The 21,526-nt window shown below is 68.7% G+C and carries 11 protein-coding genes; 4 read left to right on the forward strand and 7 right to left on the reverse strand.

Features of this window, described 5'->3' with window-relative positions:
• Positions 1-39: 39 nt before the first annotated feature.
• The 6 genes from ASE68_RS14020 to ASE68_RS14045 form a co-directional block, all read right to left on the reverse strand.
• Entirely contained in the window at positions 40-1,350 is a 1,311-nt protein-coding gene (locus tag ASE68_RS14020; RefSeq protein WP_055859849.1) for an ABC transporter permease, read from the reverse strand.
• Positions 1,347-2,702 carry an ABC transporter permease gene (locus tag ASE68_RS14025; protein ID WP_082462265.1) on the reverse strand — a complete coding sequence of 452 codons (1,356 nt, stop codon included), beginning with the start codon at positions 2,700-2,702 and terminating at the stop codon, positions 1,347-1,349. The genes ASE68_RS14020 and ASE68_RS14025 overlap by 4 nt, the downstream gene beginning before the upstream one ends.
• Positions 2,699-4,216 (reverse strand): ABC transporter ATP-binding protein, encoded by a 1,518-nt coding sequence (locus tag ASE68_RS14030; protein ID WP_055859852.1) that lies wholly within the window; start codon positions 4,214-4,216, stop codon positions 2,699-2,701. Before ASE68_RS14030 ends, ASE68_RS14025 begins: the two co-directional genes overlap by 4 nt.
• Before the next feature lie 175 nt (positions 4,217-4,391).
• Positions 4,392-5,486: a BMP family protein gene (locus tag ASE68_RS14035; RefSeq protein WP_055859855.1), complete on the reverse strand. Its 1,095-nt coding sequence runs from the start codon at positions 5,484-5,486 to the stop codon at positions 4,392-4,394.
• Positions 5,487-5,696: 210 nt separating this feature from the next.
• Positions 5,697-6,752: a BMP family protein gene (locus tag ASE68_RS14040; protein ID WP_055859858.1), complete on the reverse strand. Its 1,056-nt coding sequence runs from the start codon at positions 6,750-6,752 to the stop codon at positions 5,697-5,699.
• A 56-nt stretch (positions 6,753-6,808) separates the two neighbouring features.
• Entirely contained in the window at positions 6,809-7,933 is a 1,125-nt protein-coding gene (locus ASE68_RS14045; protein WP_055859861.1) for a mannose-1-phosphate guanylyltransferase, read from the reverse strand.
• Between the two features lie 204 nt (positions 7,934-8,137).
• Between ASE68_RS14045 and sdhC the strand changes: the two genes are divergently transcribed.
• From sdhC to ASE68_RS14065, 4 genes are read left to right on the forward strand one after another with little or no spacing between them, the layout of a single operon-like run.
• Entirely contained in the window at positions 8,138-8,560 is a 423-nt protein-coding gene (gene sdhC, locus ASE68_RS14050) for a succinate dehydrogenase, cytochrome b556 subunit (RefSeq protein WP_082462379.1), read from the forward strand.
• 12 nt (positions 8,561-8,572) lie between these two features.
• Positions 8,573-9,019 (forward strand): succinate dehydrogenase hydrophobic membrane anchor subunit, encoded by a 447-nt coding sequence (locus ASE68_RS14055; RefSeq protein ID WP_055859864.1) that lies wholly within the window; start codon positions 8,573-8,575, stop codon positions 9,017-9,019.
• A 7-nt stretch (positions 9,020-9,026) separates the two neighbouring features.
• The gene (gene sdhA / locus ASE68_RS14060; RefSeq protein ID WP_055859867.1) at positions 9,027-10,838 is read left to right on the forward strand and encodes a succinate dehydrogenase flavoprotein subunit; all 1,812 of its coding nucleotides are present in this window, start codon (positions 9,027-9,029) and stop codon (positions 10,836-10,838) included.
• A gap of 2 nt (positions 10,839-10,840) precedes the next feature.
• The gene (locus ASE68_RS14065; RefSeq protein WP_055859870.1) at positions 10,841-11,602 is read left to right on the forward strand and encodes a succinate dehydrogenase iron-sulfur subunit; all 762 of its coding nucleotides are present in this window, start codon (positions 10,841-10,843) and stop codon (positions 11,600-11,602) included.
• Positions 11,603-11,750: 148 nt separating this feature from the next.
• Here the strand turns inward: ASE68_RS14065 and ASE68_RS14070 are convergent, their stop codons facing one another.
• Positions 11,751-21,269, reverse strand: coding sequence for a hypothetical protein (locus ASE68_RS14070; protein WP_055859873.1), 9,519 nt, complete (start codon positions 21,267-21,269; stop codon positions 11,751-11,753).
• Positions 21,270-21,526: the final 257 nt, after the last annotated feature.

Genomic DNA, 21,526 nt, shown 5'->3' on the forward strand with positions numbered 1-21,526 from the left:
CTTCCGTAGCCGTGCGCGCTGTCGTCGGCGCCCACGGGGTCAGGACTTGATATACGGCTTGCCGGCCGCGGCGGGGCCGCGCACCTTGCCCACGAGCCCGGCGACGGCGAAGATCGTCACGACGTACGGGAGCATGAGCATGAACTCGCTCGGCACGGGCGAGCCGATCACGGCGAGGGTGTTCTGCAGGTTCGACGCGAAGCCGAACAGCAGTGCGGCGAGCGTGGCCTTGATCGGATCCCACTGGCCGAAGATGACGGCGGCGAGGGCGATGAATCCGGCGCCGGCCGTCATCTCCTTGTTGAACGCGATGCCCGAGCCGATGGTGAAGAAGGTGCCGCCGAGGCCGGCGATCGCTCCGGCCAGCGCGACGTTCCAGAAGCGGGTGCGGTTGACCTTGATGCCCACGGTGTCGGCCGCCTGCGGATGCTCGCCGACCGCCCGCAGGCGAAGGCCCCACTTGGTGTGGAACAGTCCGATGTAGACGAGCACCACGGCGATGTACATGACGTAGACGATCGCGGTCTGGCGGAAGAAGACCGGTCCGATGATCGGGATGTCGCTGAGCAGCGGAATCGGCATGCGGGGGAACCTGGGCGGCGAGTTCAGCGTGGCCGAGTTCGGGGTGAGCACCTGCGAGAAGAAGAAGCTCGTCAGGCCGAGGACGAGGACGTTCAGCACGACGCCCACGATGACCTGGTCGACGAAGTACTTGATCGAGAACGCCGCGAGCACCATGCCCACCAGGAGTCCGGCCACCAGTGCGCCGACGACGCCGGCGATCAGTCCGGCCCAGACCGAACCGGTCGAGGAGGCCACGACGGACGCCGTGACCGCCGACGTGAAGGCACCTGCGAGCAGCTGGCCCTCGATCGCGATGTTGACGACGCCGACGCGTTCGCCGATGACGCCGGAGAGCGAGCCGAAGATGAGCGGCACCGCGAGGCTCAGCGAGCCGAAGAGCAGGCCGACGACCGGGATGGTCGCACCCGCGGCCGCCCAGGTCAGGAAGCCGATCAGGAAGAGCACCGCGAAGACGACGACGAGCCAGAGCGGCACCCGTCGCTTGGACGCGACGAGGTATGCCGAGAAGGCGGTTGCGAGGGCGAGCAGCAGCACCACGGTCCAGAGCGTCGCCATCGTGGGCGTGCTGATGGTCGTGATCTGGATCACGTCGGTGGTCTCGGTGAGGCGGAAGCCGGTCTCGCCCTCGCGCGGCGCGAACACCGCGAGCGCGAGCGCGATCAGCGTGAACGCGGCGAAGGCGATGGGGGCCTTCCAGCTCGTGACGACGGTCGTCGCGAGGGCGGGGACGTCAGCGGCAGGCGTCTGCTGGACGGTCTGGCTCACTTCGCCTTCACCTCCTTCGTGACGATCGGTCGAGGTCTGCGCGTCGTCGCTGCGGGGTCGGGCAGACGGAAGATGGTGCGCACCAGCGGCGGTGCGGCGATGAAGAGCACGATCAGCGACTGCACGACGAGCACGATCTCGACCGGCACACCCTCGGCGGCCTGCATCGAGAACCCGCCGGCCTTGAACGCGCCGAACAGGATGCCGGCCACGAAGATGCCCCATGGCGTGGAGCGCCCGAGCAGGGCGACCGTGATCGCGTCGAAGCCGATGCCCGCGTCGATGCCGGCGGTGAAGCCCGTCGTCACGGTGCCGAGCACCTGGCTGACGCCCGCGAGGCCGAGCAGGGCGCCCGCGATGAGCATGGCGTAGACGTACATCGCCTTCACGTTGATGCCGGCGACGCGCGCCGCGTTCGGGTTCTCGCCGACGGCGCGGAACTTGAAGCCGAGGCTCGACCGGCTGAGGATCCACCAGACGAGCACGGTCGCTCCGACGACGAGGATGAAGCCGAAGTGCAGGTTGTACTGCGGCCCCAGCAGCGACGGGAAGATCGCGGTCTCCTTCATCGCCGGCGTCTTCGGGTTGCTCGACCCCGGCGCCTGAAGCAGGCCGGGCGTGCGCAGCATCCACGAGACGAGGTAGAACGCGATGTAGTTGAGCATGATCGTGACGATCACCTCGTGCGCGCCCGTGCGCGCCTTCAGGAGGCCGGCGATGCCGGCCCAGAGTGCGCCGCCGAGGAGGCCGCCGACGAGCGCGACGAGCATGTGCAGGCCGTAGGGCAGGTCGACGCCGAACCCGATCCAGCCGGCGACGGAGGCGGCGATCAGCATCTGTCCGCGTCCACCGATGTTGAACATGCCGACCCGGAACGCCAGCCCCACGCCGAGGCCACCGGCGATGAGCGGCGTCGCGAACGTGAGGGTCTCGGTGAGGGGGCGGATGCCGGCCGCGAACGTGTCGCGGTTGAAGTTGTAGATCGAGCCCTGGAACAGTGCGGTGTACGCGCCGGAGACCGAATGCCAGACCGCGACGACGGTGTCGCCCGGGCGGGCGAAGAAGTAGACGCTCGCCTCCTGCACCTTCTCGTCGGTGAAGGCGATCATGATCGCGCCGACGACGAGTGCGAGCAGCACGGCGAGCACCGAGATGATCGCGTTGCCCGTGGCGATCTGGTGGAGCATGGTGTGCCAGCGCGAGGGCGGTTCGACCTCGGGTGCGGCCGTCGTCGAAGACGAGGCGGATGCCGCGGCGGGCTCGGTCGCAACGGCGCCCGGCTGCTCGAGCGCGACGTCGGGCTCGCGGTCGGGAACGGTTCCGCCTGCAGCGGGTTCGCGGGGGTCGCTCATGCGGCGGCTCCTTCGGTGGGGACCTCTCCGGCCATCATGAGGCCGAGGACTTCGCGGGGGGTGTCGCCTGGCACGATGCCGACGATGCGGCCGCGGTACATCACCATGATGCGGTCGGCGAGAGCCGCGACCTCGTCGAGCTCGGTCGAGACGACGACCACGGGCACGCCCGAGTCCCTGGTCTCGACGATGCGCTTGTGGATGAACTCGATCGAGCCGACGTCGACGCCTCGGGTGGGCTGCGCTGCGACGAGCAGTCGCAGGTCGCGGCTGAGCTCGCGCGCGAGGACGACCTTCTGCTGGTTGCCGCCCGAGAGCTGTCGGACCTTCGAGTCGATGCCCTGGGTGCGGACGTCGAACTCGGCGACCTTCTCGCGGGCGAACTGCTCGAGCGCGGCGCGCTGGATGTTGCCGGCGCGCACGAAGGGGGCGCCGTTGCTGCGGTCGAGCATGAGGTTCTCGGTGATCGTGAACTCGCCGACCAGGCCGTCTTCGTTGCGGTCTTCGGGAACGAAGCCGACGCCGGCGTCGAGGATGCGTCGCGGGCTGGCCGCGCTGAGTTCGATGCCGTCGATCGCGATGGACCCGGTGATGCGCGGCTGGAGGCCGAGGAGGGCCTCGGTGAGCTCGGTCTGGCCGTTGCCCTGCACGCCCGCGACGGCGAGGATCTCGCCGCGCCGAACGGTGAAGCTGACATCGTTGACGACGAGCTGACCGATGGGGTCGATGACCGTCAGGCCCTCGACCACGAGAGCGGCCTCACCGAGCTTCGGCTCGTCCTTGTGCACGGTGAGCTCGACCGCGCGCCCGACCATGAGCGAGGCGAGTTCGGCGTTCGACGCGGTGGGCGACGCCTCGCCGACCACCTTGCCGAGGCGGATCACGGTGATGCGGTCGGCGACCTCGCGCACCTCGCGCAGCTTGTGCGTGATGAACACGATCGAGGTGCCGGTCTGCTTGAGCTGGCGCATGATGCCCATGAGCTCGTCGGTCTCCTGCGGCGTGAGCACCGCGGTGGGCTCGTCGAACACGAGCACGCGGGCGTCGCGGGAGAGGGCCTTGATGATCTCGACCCGCTGCTGCACGCCGACGGGCAGGTCGTCGACGAGCGCGTCGGGATCGACGTCGAACCCGAACCGGTCGGAGATCTCGCGCACCTTCGCGCGAGCACTGGCCAGGTCGAGGATGCCGCCCGCCTTCGTCGACTCGTGCCCGAGCATGACGTTCTCGGCCACGGTGAACACGGGGATCAGCATGAAGTGCTGGTGCACCATGCCGATGCCGGCGGCCATGGCGTCGCCCGGCCCGGCGAAGTGCTTGACCTCGTCGTCGAGCAGCACCTCGCCCTCGTCGGCCTGGTAGAGGCCGTAGAGCACGTTCATGAGGGTGGATTTTCCGGCGCCGTTCTCACCGAGCAGGCAGTGGATCTCCCCTGCCTCGACGGTGAGGTCGATGTGGTCATTGGCGACCAAGCTGCCGAAGCGCTTCGTGATGCCGCGAAGTTCGAGCTTCATGTCCTGATCCTAGTGAAGATGGCGCATCTGCAGCAGATGTCGCTCGGATGTCGGAACCACCGGATGCCGCATGCTCACGTGTTGGCCAGTTGGTCGGGCGAGCAGCCGCGGCATCGGGTGAACACACATCGGGGAGGCCGGCCGAAGCCGACCTCCCCGGTGCGCGTGTCGTGGATTACTCCGCGAGGTAGGACTTCACCTCGACGTCGCCCGCGATGATCGCGGCCTGGAGCTCGTCGAGCTCACCCTGCAGCTCGGCCGGGACCTTCGACTCGAAGTCGTGGAACGGCGCGATGCCGACGCCCTCGTTCTCGAGCGTGCCGACGAACGGGGTCGGGTCGAACTCGCCGTTGCCCGCCGCGAGGACGGCGTCGTAGGTGCCGACGTCGATGCCCTTGAGGATCGAGGTGAGCATGAGGTCGGCGACCGACGGGTCGGTCTCGGTGAAGTCGGCGTCGACGCCGATCATGGCGATGTCCTTGCCGGAGTCGCGGATCGCGGCAGCGGCCGACTGGTAGATCGGGCCACCGACGGGCAGCAGCACGTCGACGTTCTGGTCGATGAGGCCCTGCGCGGTGTTGCGCGCGGTGTCGTTGGCCTCGAAGCCACCGGTGAAGAGGCCGTCGGTGCCGTCCCAGCCGAGCACCTTGACCGCGGTGCTCTTCTCGCTGTTGTGGTAGTCGACGCCCTGCTTGAAGCCGTCCATGAAGATCGAGACGGTCGGGAAGTTCATGCCGCCGAAGGTGCCGACGACGCCGGTCTCGCTGTACGCGGCAGCCGCGTAGCCGGCGAGGAACGCGGCCTGAGCCGTGTTGAACAGGATCGGCTTGATGTTCGGAGCGTCGACGGTGCCGTCGAAGTCGTTGTCGGCCGCGTCGTCGATGATGACGTACTCGACGTCGGGGTTCGCCGTCGCGGACTCGACCGTGGCGGCCGAGAGGGCGAAGCCGACGGTGACGATGAGGTCGCAGCCCTGGTCGACGAGGTTCGTCAGGTTGGGCGCGTAGTCGGTCTCAGCCTCGGACTGGACGCTCTTGAGCTCGACGCCCAGCTCGTCGGCGGCCTTGGTGGCGCCCTCGAAGCCGAGCTGGTTGAACGACTTGTCGTCGAATCCGCCGGAGTCGGACACCATGCAGGGCTGGAAGTCGATGGCCTCGCCACCGTCGCCGCTGCCCGAATCCTCGGGAGCAGAAGCGCAACCGGCGAGCAGCACGGCTGCGCCGAACATCGCGAGGCCGGCGAATCCGGCCTTCTTGGTCGTGACCTTCACTGTGTCCTCCAAATAGTGCGCCCCGGTCGAGAAAGCGGGGGCTGTGCGCACACGTTACCGAATGTTGCGCGCACCGCCCCATCACTTTGCGGGCGCGACATCCAATGGTTATGAAGACGCGACATTCTGCTCATATGAGCACGGGCCCACACCCCCGCGCGGGGGTCGTGGTGCTCGCGGGCCCGTTGAGAAGCGTCGGCGAGGCGCAGCTCAGGGCCGGCTCGGCGACTCCACGACGACCTCGCCCGAGATGATCGACTGCCGCAGCGCCTCGATCTCGCCGTCGAGTTCGTCGGAGACGAGCGGCGCGAGGTCGTGGTACGGCGAGATCTCGACGCCGCCGTTCTCGAGCGTGCCGACGTAGGGCTCGTTGGTGAACGAGCCCTGCTGCACGTCGCCGACGATCTGCACCATCGCGTCCTGCGTGTTCTTCAGCACGCTCGTGAGGATCACGGGCCGGAACGACGCCGAGAGCGTCTCGTACCCGTCGCTGTCGACCCAGATGACCGAGACCCCTCCGCGCTCGACGGCGGCGGAGGCGGCGCCCTCGCCGACCTGGCCCGCGACCGGCAGGATCACGTCGGCCCCCTGGTCGATGAAGCCGTCGGTGAGCGTCTTGCCCTTGTTGATGTCCTCGAAGTCGCCCGTGAAGGCGCCGTCCTGCTTCGCCTTGTCCCACCCGAGCGCGCGCACGCTCGTGCCGTGCACCTCGTTGTACTTCGCGACGCCGTCGACGAACCCGTCCATGAAGAGGGTCACCGGCGGCTGGTTGCCGCCGCCGAAGGTCGCGACGACGCCCGTCTTCGTCACGCCCGCCGCGAGGTAGCCGGCGAGGTACGACGCCTGCGCGGTGTCGAAGACCACGGGCTTGACGTTCTCGGCCTCGATCGACTCGTCGACGATCGCGAACGCGACCTCTGGGTTCTCGCCGGCCTGCTCGAGCGTCGGGTCGGCGAGCTCCCAGCCCACCGTGACGACGAGCCCGCATCCGGATGCGACGGCCTGCTCGACGTTCGGCGCGAGGTCGGTCTCGCCGGTCGAGACGATCGCCTCCGCCTCGACCCCGAGCTCGCTCTCGGCCTGCTGCAGGCCCTCCCAGCTGGACTGGTTGAACGAGCGGTCCTCGAGACCGCCCGAGTTGGTCACCATGCGGACGCAGCCCGAACTCTCGGCCGGCTCCTCGGCCTCGGGGGCGGCCTGGCACCCCATGAGCACGACGGATGCCGCGACGAGCGCGATCCCGAATCCGAACCCCTTGCGCGACATCCGACTCCCCTTCGCGTTCTCGATCTGCTGTGCGGCGGTGCGAGGCCCGATTCGGCCTAGAGCACGTCGCCCGAGCCGCCGAGCCGGAGCGCGTCGACGACCGCCTTGACCCGCTGGGCGTGCTCGCTCGTGGTCACGAGCAGGGCGTCGGGCGTGTCGACCACGACGATGTCCTGCACGCCGATGAGGCTGATGACGCGCTTCGACCGGCTGATGACGATGCCGCTCGACGCGTCGGCGAGCACTCGTGCGTGCTCGCCGAGGATCGCGAGCTCGCCCGAGCGCCCGCTGGAGTTGAGCTTGGCGAGCGAGGCGAAGTCTCCGACGTCGTCCCACTGGAAGTGGCCGCGCACGACGACCAGGCGGCCGGCATCGGCGGCGGGCTCGGCGACCGAGTAGTCGATCGCGATCTTCTCGAGCTTCGGCCAGATGCGATCGACCGCCGGGCCGCGGGTGCCGGGATCGTCCCATGCCTCGGCGAGCTCGATGAGCCCGGCGTGCAGCTCGGGCTTGTTCCGCGCGAGCTCTTCGAGGAGCGTCGACGCCTTCGCGATGAACATGCCGGCATTCCAGAGGTGCGAGCCGCCCTCGACGTACGCGCGCGCTGTGTCGAGGTCGGGCTTCTCGACGAAGCTCCTCACCTGCTCGACCCGCTTGGCGCCCTCGACCGGCAGCTCGCTGCCGCACTCGATGTAGCCGAAGCCCACCGCGGGCTCGGTCGGCGTGATGCCGATCGTCGCGATGTAGCCGGCGCGTGCGGCCGCCACGGCGTCGGCCACCGCCGAACGGAACAGCGCGGCGCCCGAGATGACGTGGTCGGCGGCGAAGGACCCGATGATCACGCCGGGCTCGCGGCGCTCGAGGATCGCGGCGGCCAGCCCGATCGCGGCCGTGGAGTCGCGCGGCTCGCTCTCGAGCACGACGTTCTCGTCGACGAGGTCGGGCAGCTGCGCCTCGACCGCAGCGCGGTGCGCGCGACCGGTGACGACCATGATGCGCTGATCGCCGGAGAGCGGCGCGAGGCGATCCCAGGTGTCCTTCAGCAGCGTCTGGCCCGAGCCCGTGAGATCGTGCAGGAACTTCGGGGCGTCTGCGCGCGACAGCGGCCACAGCCGGGAACCGACCCCGCCCGCGGGGATCACGCTGTAGAAGTCGTCGAGGGGTTCGGCGCGCGTTGACATGAGTCCGAGGATAGCGGGAGCGGTCGACATCCGTTCGGATGCGGCATCCGTCGCCGTCTTAGCCCCTGCGGATATCTCGACATCGAGAGAGTTAGGCAGCCCTAAGCGGCGGCGGAACGGCCTCGGGACTACAATCGCATCGGGCCGTCTGCCCGTTCGCGCCCTTCGAATCAGGGCTCTTCACACAGCCAGGGAGGGTTGTTCATGCCAGAGAACTCGGCAGGAACCCTGGCCGCACCCGCGAAGCCGGCGAAACAGAAGCCGGGCGGCACGCTGTATCGCGGCCGCGAGGGAATGTGGTCTTGGGTATTGCACCGCATCACGGGTGTCGCGATCTTCTTCTTCCTCCTGGTGCACATCCTCGACACCGCACTGGTGCGGGTGAGCCCCGAGGCCTACAACGCCGTCATCGGCACCTACCAGACGCCCATCATGGGCCTCGGCGAGGTCGCCCTCGTCGGCGCGATCGTGTTCCACGCCTTCAACGGTGTGCGCATCATCCTCGTCGACCTGTGGGCGTGGGCGACGCGCCACCAGAAGCTGCTCTTCTACATCGTCATCGCCCTCTGGGTCGTCACGATGCTCGGCTTCGCGCCCCGCCACCTCATGAACGTCTTCAGCCACTAAGGAGCCGCCGACATGTCCGTCATCGAAGCGCCTCGCAGTCAGGCACGCCCCGCACGCAAGCGCGGCCTCAACCTCGAGAAGTGGGGCTGGATCTACATGCGCGCGAGCGGCGTCGTGCTGCTCGTGCTCATCTTCGGCCACCTGTTCGTGAACCTCCTCGTCGGCGAGGGCGTCAAGGCCATCGACTTCGGGTTCGTGGGCGGCAAGTGGGCCGACCCGTTCTGGCAGTGGTGGGATGTCGCGATGCTCTGGCTCGCCCTCATCCACGGCGCCAACGGCATGCGCACCATCGTGAACGACTACACGAACCCCGGCACCACGCAGAAGGTGCTGAAGGGTGCCCTCTTCGTCGCCGCAGCCGTGCTCATCGTGCTCGGCACGCTCGTGGTCTTCACCTTCGACCCGTGCCCCGCCGGCTCCCCCGCAGACCTGCTTCCCTCGTTCTGCCCCGCCGTCTAGGAGAACCGTGACTTCCCAGAGCGCACACGTCGAGACGCAGGTCGTCGACGGAGTCCACTACCACCAGTACGACATCGTGATCGTCGGCGCCGGCGGCGCCGGCATGCGGGCGGCGATCGAGGCCGGCCCCGGCGCGAAGACGGCCGTCATCTCCAAGCTCTACCCGACGCGCTCCCACACGGGTGCCGCGCAGGGCGGCATGGCCGCCGCCCTCGCGAACGTCGAGGAGGACAGCTGGGAGTGGCACACCTTCGACACCGTCAAGGGCGGCGACTACCTCGTCGACCAGGACGCAGCCGAGATCCTCGCGAAAGAGGCGATCGACGCGGTCATCGACCTCGAGAACATGGGCCTGCCGTTCAACCGCACGCCAGAGGGCAAGATCGACCAGCGCCGCTTCGGCGGTCACACCCGCGATCACGGCAAGGCGCCCGTGCGCCGTGCGTGCTACGCAGCCGACCGCACCGGCCACATGATCCTGCAGACGCTCTTCCAGAACTGCGTGCGCCTCGGCATCGAGTTCTACAACGAGTACTACGCGCTCGACCTCATCATGACCGAGGTCGACGGCGTCGAGCAGCCCTCCGGCATCGTCGCCTACGAGCTCGCGACCGGCGAGCTGCACGTCTTCCAGGCCAAGGCGATCATCTTCGCCACCGGCGGCTTCGGCAAGATCTACAAGACCACCTCGAACGCGCACACCCTCACGGGCGACGGCGTCGGCATCATCTGGCGCAAGGGCCTGCCGCTCGAGGACATGGAGTTCTTCCAGTTCCACCCGACCGGCCTCGCCGGGCTCGGCATCCTCCTCACCGAGGGCGCCCGCGGCGAGGGCGCGATCCTCCGCAACGCCTCAGGCGAGCGGTTCATGGAGCGCTACGCCCCCACCATCAAGGACCTCGCACCCCGCGACATCGTCGCGCGCTGCATGGTGCAGGAGGTCGCCGAAGGCCGAGGCGCCGGTCCCCACAAGGACTACGTGCTGCTCGACTGCACCCACCTCGGCGCCGAGGTGCTCGAGACCAAGCTCCCCGACATCACCGAGTTCGCCCGCACCTACCTCGGCGTCGACCCGGTCTACGAGCCCGTGCCCGTGATGCCGACCGCGCACTACGCCATGGGCGGCATCCCGACCAATGTCGCGGCAGAGGTGCTGCGCGACAACGCCACCGTCGTTCCCGGCCTGTACGCCGCGGGCGAGTGCGCCTGCGTCTCGGTGCACGGCTCCAACCGCCTCGGCACCAACTCGCTGCTCGACATCAACGTCTTCGGCAAGCGCGCCGGCCGCAACGCGGTCGAGTACGTCAACTCCGGCGTCGACTTCACGCCGCTGCCCGAAGACCCGGCCGCCGGCATCCGCGAGATGCTCCAGCTGCTGCGCGACTCCGCCGGAACCGAGCGCATCGCCGCGATCCGCAAGGAACTGCAAGACGAGATGGACAAGAACGCCCAGGTGTTCCGCACCGACGAGTCCCTCGCCCACGTCACGAACGTGATCGCCGGCCTGCGCGAGCGCTACAAGAACATCGCCGTCCAGGACAAGGGCAAGCGGTTCAACACCGACCTGCTCGAGGCCGTCGAGCTCGGCTTCCTGCTCGACCTCGCCGAGGTCGTCGTCTACTCCGCGCGCAATCGTCAGGAGAGCCGCGGCGGCCACATGCGCGACGACTTCCCGAAGCGCGACGACGAGAACTACATGCAGCACACGATGGCCTACCTCTCGGGCGATGCGCACTCGGCCGACGCCGCCGACCACATCCGGCTCGACTGGAAACCGGTCACCATCACCCGATACCAGCCGATGGAGAGGAAGTACTGATCGTGAGCACCACCACGCTCGAGCAGCCCCCGGCCGCAGAGGCCGCCATCCAGTCGTTCACCGTGACGTTCCTGATCCGCCGGTTCGACCCCGACGTCGACACCGAGCCGCGCTGGCAGGACTTCGACGTCGAGATGTTCGCCACCGACCGCGTGCTCGACGCCCTGCACAAGATCAAGTGGGAGCAGGACGGATCCCTGACGTTCCGTCGCTCATGCGCGCACGGCATCTGCGGGTCCGACGCGATGCGCATCAACGGGCGCAACCGGCTCGCGTGCAAGACGCTCATCAAGGACCTCGACATCTCGAAGCCCATCTACGTGGAGGCCATCAAGGGCCTGCCGCTCGAGAAGGACCTCATCGTCGACATGGAGCCGTTCTTCGCGAGCTACCGCGAGGTGCAGCCCTTCCTCATCGCCAACTCGAAGCCCGAGGCCGGCAAGGAGCGCGTGCAGTCCATCGCCAAGCGCGAGATCTTCGACGACACCACGAAGTGCATCCTCTGCGCCGCGTGCACCTCGTCGTGCCCCGTCTTCTGGACCGACGGCCAGTACTTCGGCCCCGCGGCCATCGTGAACGCCCACCGCTTCATCTTCGACGACCGTGACGACGCGGCATCCGTTCGCCTCGACATCCTGAACGACAAGGAGGGCGTCTGGCGCTGCCGTACGACCTTCAACTGCACCGACGCATGCCCCCGCGGCATCGAGGTGACCAAGGCGATCGCCGAGGTCAAGCAGGCGATCATGCGGGGCAAGCCCTGACGAACACATACGCGACCTCGTCGCCGTGAAAAGAAGGGCCGATGCGAATCGCATCGGCCCTTCTTCGTTCCCGGTCGCGTTCCCCCTCGCGGCCGGGATGTCGGTCACGGCGACCCGGCGGGTTCACCCACCGCCGGGTCGCCGCGAATCAGTCGCCGGCCGCCTCCCGGCGCCGCCGGATGATGACCCAGGTCACGGCCAGGCCGCCGAGGACCAGGAGGCCTGCGGCTCCCCAGACCCACGGGCCGGACGCGAACCCGGTGATCGCCGTTCCGCCGAGGAGCGTCACGGGGACGGTGTCGTCCGCGCACTCCGTGACCGGGTCGGGATCATCCGCCGTCTGCCAGCAGACCTCACCGGTGTTCTCGATCGTCGAGACCGTGGTGCCCTCCTTCACGTGCACCGCCAGGTCGATGACCGGCGCCGTCGTGAAGTTCGGTCCCAGCTGGCCGAGCAGCTCGCAGTGGAGCGTGCCGCCGTAGCCGGACGAGTCCTTGCCCGTCACCTCGCAGTCCTCCCAACGCGGGAATGCGGGAGCCGGAGCCGTCGTGATCGAGTCGACCCGGAGGTTCGCCGGGATCTCGTCGAACACCTCGGTCGGGTTCGTCGCGCCGGTGCCGACCGACGTCACCTGCAGCGAGTAGCTGTAGTCGCCGCCCGCCTTCGTGCTGGTGACGCTCGCCGTCTTGTCGATCTGGAGCTCGGCCGGCCGGTCGACCGCGCAGGTCGGGAGCGCCTGCGGGTAGACCGCGAGCACGGTCTGGCTCGGGTTCACCGAGAACTCGATCGAGGCCGGGTTCTCCGTATCGCGCCAGGCATAGCTGGGCAGCGAGTCATCGAGGATGAGGTCCAGGAACCGGGTGCCGGGAGTCGGCGGGTTCGTGAGGTCCTCCTCGGTGATCGGGCGCCAACCCGGGAACTGGTACGGCAAGCCGTCGGCGTCGACCGCTGCACCCGGCCACAGCAGCCGGCCTGTGCGGGCGTCCCACGGGATGGTCTGCACCTTGGTCTGCGTGCCGTCGGCCGAGGTCCAGGTGACCGTGATATCGCCGGGGGTGACGTTGTCGGTCGCCTGCACGTCGAAGTACAGCCACGGGACATCCGCGACGCATCGGACGTAGGCGCCGGCATTCACTCGCTTGACCGGCACCTCCGCGTCAGCGCAGTCGTTCGTCGGATCGAGGTCCAGCAGGCTGGCGTTCAACGGAGCAGCCCCGAGGTCGACCTTCGCCGCCAGCGACGGCTCCTCGTCGATGCCGAGGATGGCCACGCACGCCTCGTTCGGGATCGGGTCCGTGTCCAGCGGCGGCAGGACCGGCGCGGGATCGTCGGGACCGACGGCGGGCGGGGCCTCGACCTCCACGGGCAGGACCTTCACCGGAATCCGGATCGTCGTCACCTGGCCGGCCGCGTAGATGCCGTTGTAGGTGGCGCTGAAGGAATTGTCCTCAGTGTCCTCGGTCCAGTTCTCGGCCGGCTCGAAGGTCGCCGGGCCCGTGATCTCGAGCTGCGGATCGATCAGGTCGGTCACCTCGAGGTTCGCGACCGCTCGTCCGTTGTTCGTGACCGTGAGCACCCAGTCGAACGTGTTGTCCTCGGTGTCGTCCACCGCGGTCACGCCATCGGGCAGGTCGGCTTCCTTCTCGATGCCGACATCCGTCGGGAACAACGTGTTCGTGATCTCGCACGTCACGTCGTCACCGGCCTCGAGCGTCACCGACACCCCTTCGACCGCGTTCGGCTCGCAGGTCCAGTCGGATGCCTCGTAGTAGTCGGGCACGAGCGGGCTCGACGGGTCGGGGATCGCGGCCTCCGAGAGGTCGTATCCGCCGACCGGGACGATCGTCGACACGCCATCCTCGCTGCCGGTCACGTCGAGCACGCTCGTCGGTCCGTCTGCGAAGAGCGTCCAGTCGCTCGCCACCCCGCCCGTGATCGGCAGAGCGCCGAGTGCGGAGTTGTCGACGTGCTTGACGAGCGTCAGCTTCGCCACCGGGATGTCGACGCAGGCCTCGAGCTCGGTCTCGATCCGGCCGGACGAGAACACCCCGCCGTTGAAGAAGCCCTTGCCCTCCGTGGTCTCGATGCAGAGCACGTCGTCGATCTCGGTGATGGTGTCGACGTCGACGATGGCCGTGATCAGCCAGGTCTCGGTCGACGGCTCACCGTCGGCTGCCGGGATGACCCGGTCGTCGGCGAGCACGGTGTCGGGTGCGACACCGGTCCAGTCGGCGACCTCGTTGCCGTCGGGGTCCGTGGCCGTCGCCGTGAACGTCGTGCCGGCGGGGAACGCCGGGGTGTCGCTCAGGTCGTAGTACAGATCCTTCGAGCTCGGGTTCGTCACGACGATCTGGTACGCCACCGTGAACGTTCCGTCGGGGTTCAGCGTCGGCTGCTCGTCGTCGAGAAGGGTCTTCTCGGCGGTCGAGCGGCCAGGCTCGTCGCAGTCCGTGACGACCGTGGGCAGGTCGTCGATCGTGACCTCGGCCACGTTCCGGAAGCCGCCCTCGCCGAAGCCCTCGCCCGTGGTGCAGGCCGTCGTCTCCTCGGTCCATGCCTCCTCGGTGACGGTGGCCACGACCTCGACCTCGTAGGTGTCGGTCTCACCGGCGCCCAGCGGGTAGTCGGTCACGAACGTCGTCTCGAGCACGGGCGGATCCTCGCCGAGGCCCTCCCAGCTGCCGGACTCGCCGTTGTCGCCGCTCCAGCTGGCCTCGTCGATGGTGATGCCGTCTCCGAAGTTCGAGAGGTCGTCGACCAGGTCGTACGTGAGCGGCGAGACGCCGCTCGTGTTCTCGACCGTGATCTCGTAGGTGATGAGCCAGGTGCCGTCGGGCTGCTGCTCGGCGGAGGAGACCGTCTTGTCGACCTCGTACGTGGCCGGGTTGGCCGTGTTCGTGATCGAGCAGTAGACGTCCTGGCCGGGCTCGAGCGTCACCGCGTCGTCGTCGAGGACGACCGGAACAGCCGGGTCCTCGCTCGTGACGAGGCACTGCCAGGCACCGGGCGTGAACTCGCCGGCCTCGGGGAAGTCGGCGCTCTCAGCCAGGTCGTAGGCCACGTTCGACTCGACCTCGCCGCTCGCGCCGCCGGCACCCTCGATGACCGGGGTTCCGTTGTCGCTCGCGCTGAGGTTCCAGAGCGTCGGCGGGAAGTCCGCGGCGACCTCGTCGGGTGCGACGAACTTCTCGAGCTCGAGGTTCGGCGCGATGTCCGTGTTCTCGATCTCGCAGTCGACGCTCGCGCCGTAGGTGTTCACCGTGAGGGTGGCGTTGGTCGAGCCGGGCGTGCTCACCAGGGTGAACGCGTCCTCGCCGCTCTCGGACTCGCAGGTCCACGTTGCGGAGACCTCGTACTCGACGCCGTTCTCCCAGATGGTCGAGACCTCGTTGAGCGTGTAGCCGACGCCGACATCGACGGGGCCGGACGCAGTGCCGAGTCCTCCGAAGCCGTCATCGAGTCCGCTCGCCGAAACCGTCCAGTCGGCCGCCACGGCGTCGCCGCCGTGCTGGTTGTCGACGATCTTGGTGAGCGTGACCTCTTGGACGCACTCGACCACGTTCTCCACCGTGAAGGTGTTGTACGTGTCGACGAGCTCCTCGATGCCGAGCCCGGTCGATTCCTCGAGCGTGCAGCCCTCGGGAACGCGGACGTCGGTCTCACCGATCGACACCTCGTCGTTCAGTGCGTAGGGCCCCTGCTCGGAGTCCCAATCGACGGGCTGGCCGTCGAGCGTGCCCTGGGCGACGAAGCCCTCGGGCAGGTCGCTGCTGTCCCAGGCGATCGGGTCGCTGCCGTTGATCACCCAGTCCTTGTGGATCTCGACGACCACCGGGACGTCGAAGCAGGCGTCGCTCTCGTAGTCGTCGCCGGAGACGACCACCGCGCCGTTCAGGAGGCCCTTGCCGCCTTCGACGTCGCAGAGCAGCTCGGAGCTGCCCTCGGCGTCGGCGACGGTGAACGAGACGACCACGGTGAACGTGTGCGTCGCGCCGGCCGGCAGCGTCTCGTCTTCGACGACCACGTCGGTCGCCGCGTCGGCTCCGTTCCAGGCCGGGTTCACCGTGACATCCGAGCTGCTGACCTCGCGGTCGGTGACGGTGACGTCACCCGCGAAGTCGGGGGTGTCGGTGAGGTCGTAGACCAGGTCCTGGTCTCCGCTGAGGTTGGTGACCGTGATGAGGTACGAGGCCTCCCAATGGTCTCCGACCTTCGTGACGTCGCCGCTCGTGGTCTTCAGCACCTCGGGCTGGGCGGGAAGGCCGCAACCCGTGTCGGTCGAGGTGATGCCGTTGGCGGTGAGCGCCGCTTCGTTGAGGAAGCCGACGTTCGGCTCGACCTCGGTCGGAGCGCAGGTGTTGGTCGCCGGGTCCTCGAACGCCGCAGCGTCGACATTCGCCGTGACCGTCACGGTGTACGTGTGCACCTCGTCGATGCCGATGACCTTCGGGGTGGAGACGATCTCGGTCGTCGGGTCGGTCTCGGGGTCGCTCCACGTGTCGTCGTCGCCCTCACCGGACCACGAGGCCGACACGATGTCGACGTCGGGTCCGAAGCGGAGGGTGTCGTCGAGCGTGTACTTCGAGACGAACTCGGCGTTTCCGGTGACCGTGATGTCGTACACGATCGTCCAGAGGCCGTCGCCGTCCTGGGTCACGGTCGGGTCGTCCTTGACGACCGTCGGCTCGCCACCACGGCTGATGTTCGTGCAGTCGTCGTCGGTGCGAACGATCTCGCCCGACGTGACGATCGCCTCGTTGAGGAAGCCGACGCCATCGGGGTTGCCCTCGGTCGCGCACTCGAGCTCATCGGGCTCGATGTCGCCGACCGGCGCATCGACGTTGAGCAGGACCGTGTAGACGTCGGTCGCCCCGGCCGCGATCGCCTTGTTCGAGGCGACCGTGAATGCGGAACCGTCGTACGGGCTCACCGGAGCCCCACCGTCGATCGCGTAGCTGAGGTACGCGACGCCCGCGGGGAACGCGGGGTCGTCGTTCAGCGTGTAGTACGACGGCTTGGCACCCGGGCCGGTGTTCGACACCGTGAGGGTGTACGAGACATCCCACGTGCCGTCAAGCCGCTGCGACGAGGTCGCACCCGACTTCACGATCGTCGGGGCGCTCGGCGAGTCGCAGGCCGAGGCGTCGGTGTCGACTCCAGCCACCTTCAGCGTCGCGGTGTTGTTGAACGCGCCGTTGCTGGTGCCGCCCGGACATGCGGACTGCGCCGGAGTCAGGTCGGGACCGGCGAGCGCGATGCCCCCGATGGTGATGCGGTAGGTCGTCGCCGTGCCAGCCGCCAGGTAGGCGTTGCCTGCGATGGTGCCGCTGCCGGTCCACAACGTCGCGTAGGGCGCGCCGTCCTTCGTCACGGCGTAGGTCGCCGCGACGAGGTCGACGCCCGTGCCGAAGTGCAGCGCGTCAGCCAGCGTGTACACGCCGCCGACCGGGCCGGTGTTCGTCACCGCGATGTCGTACGCGATGGTCCACGTGCCGTCACTGCCCTGCGAGACCGAGCCAGGCACGACCACCTTGGTGTGCGTGATCTTCGGCGAGTTGATGACGACGCAGCCCGTGGCATCGGTCGTCTGGTTGCCCGAGACGAGCGTCGCCGTGTTGTTCAGGCCGGTGTCGCTGGGGCACGTGTAGGTCGGGTCGCCGGCGTCGAGACTCACCACGACGGAGATCTGGTACACGTGGGCCGCGGCGCCGCCCGCGAGGGCGATGTCGTTGGCGAGCAGGTCGTTCGGCACGGCGCCGGTCCAGGTCGGCTCGGTCGTGACGCCGGCCGGCTTCGCGACGACGGTCGGGGTGCCGACCTGCGTCGCCGAGGCGGGCAGTGCCAGCTTGTCCCGAAGGTCGTAGACGACGCCGGTCGAAGCCGACGGGTTCGTCACCGTGATCGTGAACGGAAGCGTCCACGTGCCGTCACCGTTGTCGACGGCCGTGCCGCCGACCTTGGTGATCGTCGGCTTCACCGGGATCGAGCAGTCCTGCGCCGGGTAGTCGACGCCAGCGACGGTCATGGTCGCCGTGTTCAGGAATCCGACGGTGCCGGGGGTGCCCGCGTCGCACGCGGTCGGGCTGGTGCCCCCGAAGTCCGCCCCCGGAGCCACGGTCGCATTGACGGTCACGTGCCAGGTGTGCGAGGTGCCCTTGACGAGCGACGGCTCACCGGCGAAGGCCTGCACCGCACCGAATGCCACGCTCCACGGAGTGCTCGCGCCCGGGGGTGCCGGAAGCGTGCGCTGGTAGGAGGCGCTGTTCACGGTGACGTTGCTGCCGAACTGCAGCTGGTCGGTGAGCGCGTAGGTGAGGTCCTGGAAGTTGCTCGGGTTCGTCACGACGATGTCGTAGTCGATGGTCCACGAGCCGTTCGCGTTCGGCGTCGGAATCGCGGCCGTCTTCGTGATGGTCGGAACGACCGGCTTCAGCGTGTTGGTGACCACGCACTCCGCCTCATCGCCCGGAGCGAGCGCCGGGAGCAGCGTTCCGCCGATCGGCGCGCCGCCGTTCACCGTGCACTGCCAGGTGCCGGGCTGGAACTCGCCCGCGTTCGGGAGTCCCGTCGTCTCGGCGAGGTTGAAGGCCACGCCCGAGGGCACGTCCACGAAGCCCGACGTGCCGCCGGCGCCGGTCGCGACGACCGCGCTGGTGTCGGCACGGGTCGCGCTCAGGGTCCACGCCGTCTTGTCGGCGACGCCGGAGGGCGAGACGACCTTGTCGAGCGAGAGCCGCGGCAGTTCCGCGATGTTCTTGAACACGCAGATCGCCGAGTGGGTCGCCACGAGGCTGATGTCCGTGACGTCGACGTAGGTGTCGTTCGGGCCGATGTTGCACTGCAGCGACACCTGGTCGTAACCGTCGGGGCCGTTGAGCTCGGAGAGGCCGTAGGTGCTGCCCGGACGGAGGAAGACGGTCGAGCCGCTCTTCACGGTCGTCGTCACCTCGCCGTTGGCGGTGCTGGTCGGCGTGGTGCGCAGGTCCCAGTCCGCCGGGACGGCAGTGCCGCCGTTGGCGGGATCGACGACCTTGCGCAGTTCGACCTGCGAGGTCTGGTTCACCGCGGTGCAGCCGACCCAGGTGCCGAACGGCACGCGCACGCCGCCGTTGAGGCCACCGGCGTTGTTGCCGGCTCCGTCGGTGCCGCCGTTCGCGTTCAGGGTGACGCAGTTCCAGCTGCCCGTGGAGCCCGGAACCGAGAGGTCGGGATTCCGGTTGTCGACCTGCGTGTAGAGCGCGGTGTCGGCCGTGTTCCCGGCCTCCGCCAGCGGGTAGTAGGCGGTGGGCGTCACGTTCGCGACGACCCCCGAACCGGTGTCCTGTCCGGTCGGCCCGGGCAGGTACGGCCCGCCCGGTCCGTCGACCGGCGGCAGGGACGTCAGCGTCCAGTCGCCCGTCGCGGCCGGTCCGCCCTGCACGTCCTTGAGCAGGGTGAGCTTCGTGGGACACGTGACCGTGTTCGTGATCTCGTAGGTGTTCAGGCCGCCGGCGAGCGTCGCGGGATACGTGTTCGCGCCGCTCACGTCGATGTTGACCGTGTTGCCGTTCGACTTCGTCAACCGCTGGCTGTCGATCGTGCAGAGGGTGGGCAGGGCGCCGAGCGACTCGCCGATGGGGATGGTCTGCCCCTGCGTGAAGCCGCCGGTCTGGATGCCGAAGCCGACCTGGGCGCCGTTGACGGTCGAGATGCCGCTGAGGCTGGGGTCCTGCAATCCGTTCGCGACGGGCGGCTGACCGTTCACCGCCCAGAGCTTGTTGACCACGACCTGTGCTGCCGGGTTGGGCGCCTGGTTGTAGAACGTGCAGCTGATGGCCGAGGTCGCCGAGACGGGCACGACGACACCGGGCTGTCCGGCGATCACCGAGGCGTTCGTCACCGCGACGTTGGTCGCCGGGTTCGTCGACAGGTCGCGACAGACGGCGTTGACCCCGCCCTGCTGCGCGATCGTGTAGCCGGGCTGCTGGGTCTCGCGGATCGTGACCGTGCCGGAGACGCCGCCCGGGAAGTCGAGCGGGTAGTTGACGGCACCGGTGTTGTCGGTCTGGCCGTTCGCCGGGTTGGGCGTGCCGACCGTGATCGTGCCGGGGTTCGGGTTGGTCGCGCTGACCGACCAGCCGGCGGCCGGCTGCGCGGTCGCGATCGTGCCGCCCGGCGGGATGACCTGCTTGACGACGCTGACGCCGCCCGTGCAGTTGCCGAGGGCGAGCGCGCGCAGCGCCGCGGCGGCGGCCGAGTAGCTGGCCTCCTGGTAGAAGTCGGCCGCGGCCGAGTTCGACCCGTTGTACTTGGTCGGGCCCGAGATGGCCGCGAGGTTGAGCGCGGTGGCCGCGGCGGTGACACCGCTGCCGACGCCGAGCGCGATGACGCGGGTTCCCTCCTTCTTCACGGCGTTCGCCGAGAAGATCGCGTTCTCGACCTCGCGCGTTCTCGTGAAGTCGCCGGGCTGCGTCTCGGTGCCGTACACCGTCGGGTTGCCGTCGGTGAGAATGATGGCGACGTCGTAGCTCGCCGCGCTCGTCGCGACCTGGTAGATGCCTCGATCCCAGTTGGTGGAGCCGGTCGAGGTGAGGCCGTTGATCCAGCCCGATACGGTCGAGACGCCCGCGGGCGTCGAGACGGCGGTGATCGGCCGGTTCTGGTTGTTGGCTCCGGACTGGGGCGCCGTCGGGCCGAAGGTGAAGAGGCCGACGCGGGACGGGGTGCCCTCGAGGGCCTGCACGAGGCTGACACCTGCGGCGCGGGCCTGCCCGATCGAGGGGGTCACCGAACCGGAGAGGTCCATGACGAGCGCGACGTCGAGGCCGCACTGCTGGGGAAGCGCGATGTTGTTCCGCGAGTTCTGCCAGGTGCCGCCCGAGGCCTTGCGGTTCGAGTTGCCAGTACTGACCATGAAGTTCGAGGTGCTGGTGTAGGTGTTGCCGGCCCGGATGTTGTAGTTGGCCGGGTTCGCCGAGGTGTTCGCACCGATGCGGTAGCTGTAGGGCGTCTGCTGGCTGTTGGTTCCGTCGGCGTCGCCCGTGCGGATGAGCGGGTTCGAGAAGTAGCCGGTCGGCACGCCGACCTGTCGCACCCAGAGCTGTCGGTCGCGGTTGCCCGTCGGCGGGTTGACGTTCGTGGCCGGGATGACGAATTCGCAGATGCCGTCGTCGTCGGAGACGCAGGTCGCCCAGGGGTCGGCGAGCTGGCTGCCGCCGGTCTCGGCCGCGAACAGCGCGAGCGTGACTCCGGGGAGCGGGTTGATGGTACCGGCGTTCGCCAGGGACCGGTCGTCGCCGACCGTCACTCGCACCACCGACGTGGTGTCCGTCGGCTCGACCAACGCCTGCACCTCGTCCTGCGCGGCCAGCGGTGCGGCCTTCGCAGACTTCAGCGGTGCCTGCGTCTTCACCGGCTCCTCGGTCGGCGTCTCCTCTGCGGGCGCCTCCTCGGTCGGCGTCTCCTCTGCGGGAGTCTCGGACGGCTCCTCGCTCGGGGCCTCGGTCGCCTCCTCGGTCGGCTCCGCGGCATCCGTCGGCTCGGTCGACTCGGTCGGCGTCGCGGGATCCGTTGCCTCGGTGGTCTCCGCGGTCGTCGTCGGGTCGTCGGTCGGATCGGTCACCTCGGCGAATGCCATGGTCGGCAGGCCGACGACGAGCAGACCACCGACGGCGATCGACGCGATCACGCCCCGAAGGGTTCGAGCCCGTTCAGCTTCGCGCCGACGTCGTGCCCGCCGCGGGCGCTGATCGCCGTCGTTGCTTCGAATACCGGACCAGTTGCTCTTCATCATCGAACCTTCGCGTCGGGTCAGACTGCAGAAATGTGAGGAATACGCAGGTGTCCCCGAGTCAAGCACTGCCGAGGGAACCTCCGACAGGGTGAACGCGTAACCAATACGGGGGGCACTTCGCGCAGGATCCCCGGAAAATCAGGGCACCCGAA

It is taken from the genome of Agromyces sp. Leaf222 (assembly GCF_001421565.1).
In the GTDB taxonomy this organism is placed as follows: domain Bacteria; phylum Actinomycetota; class Actinomycetes; order Actinomycetales; family Microbacteriaceae; genus Agromyces.

Bases quoted from the DNA above. Each gene is read 5' to 3' on its own strand.
- ASE68_RS14040 (WP_055859858.1), bottom strand. From the start codon at position 6,752: ATGTCGCGCAAGGGGTTCGGATTCGGGATCGCGCTCGTCGCGGCATCC.
- ASE68_RS14025 (WP_082462265.1), bottom strand. From the start codon at position 2,702: ATGAGCGACCCCCGCGAACCCGCTGCAGGCGGAACCGTTCCCGACCGC.
- ASE68_RS14045 (WP_055859861.1), bottom strand. From the start codon at position 7,933: ATGTCAACGCGCGCCGAACCCCTCGACGACTTCTACAGCGTGATCCCC.
- ASE68_RS14030 (WP_055859852.1), bottom strand. From the start codon at position 4,216: ATGAAGCTCGAACTTCGCGGCATCACGAAGCGCTTCGGCAGCTTGGTC.
- sdhC (WP_082462379.1), top strand. From the start codon at position 8,138: ATGCCAGAGAACTCGGCAGGAACCCTGGCCGCACCCGCGAAGCCGGCG.
- ASE68_RS14055 (WP_055859864.1), top strand. From the start codon at position 8,573: ATGTCCGTCATCGAAGCGCCTCGCAGTCAGGCACGCCCCGCACGCAAG.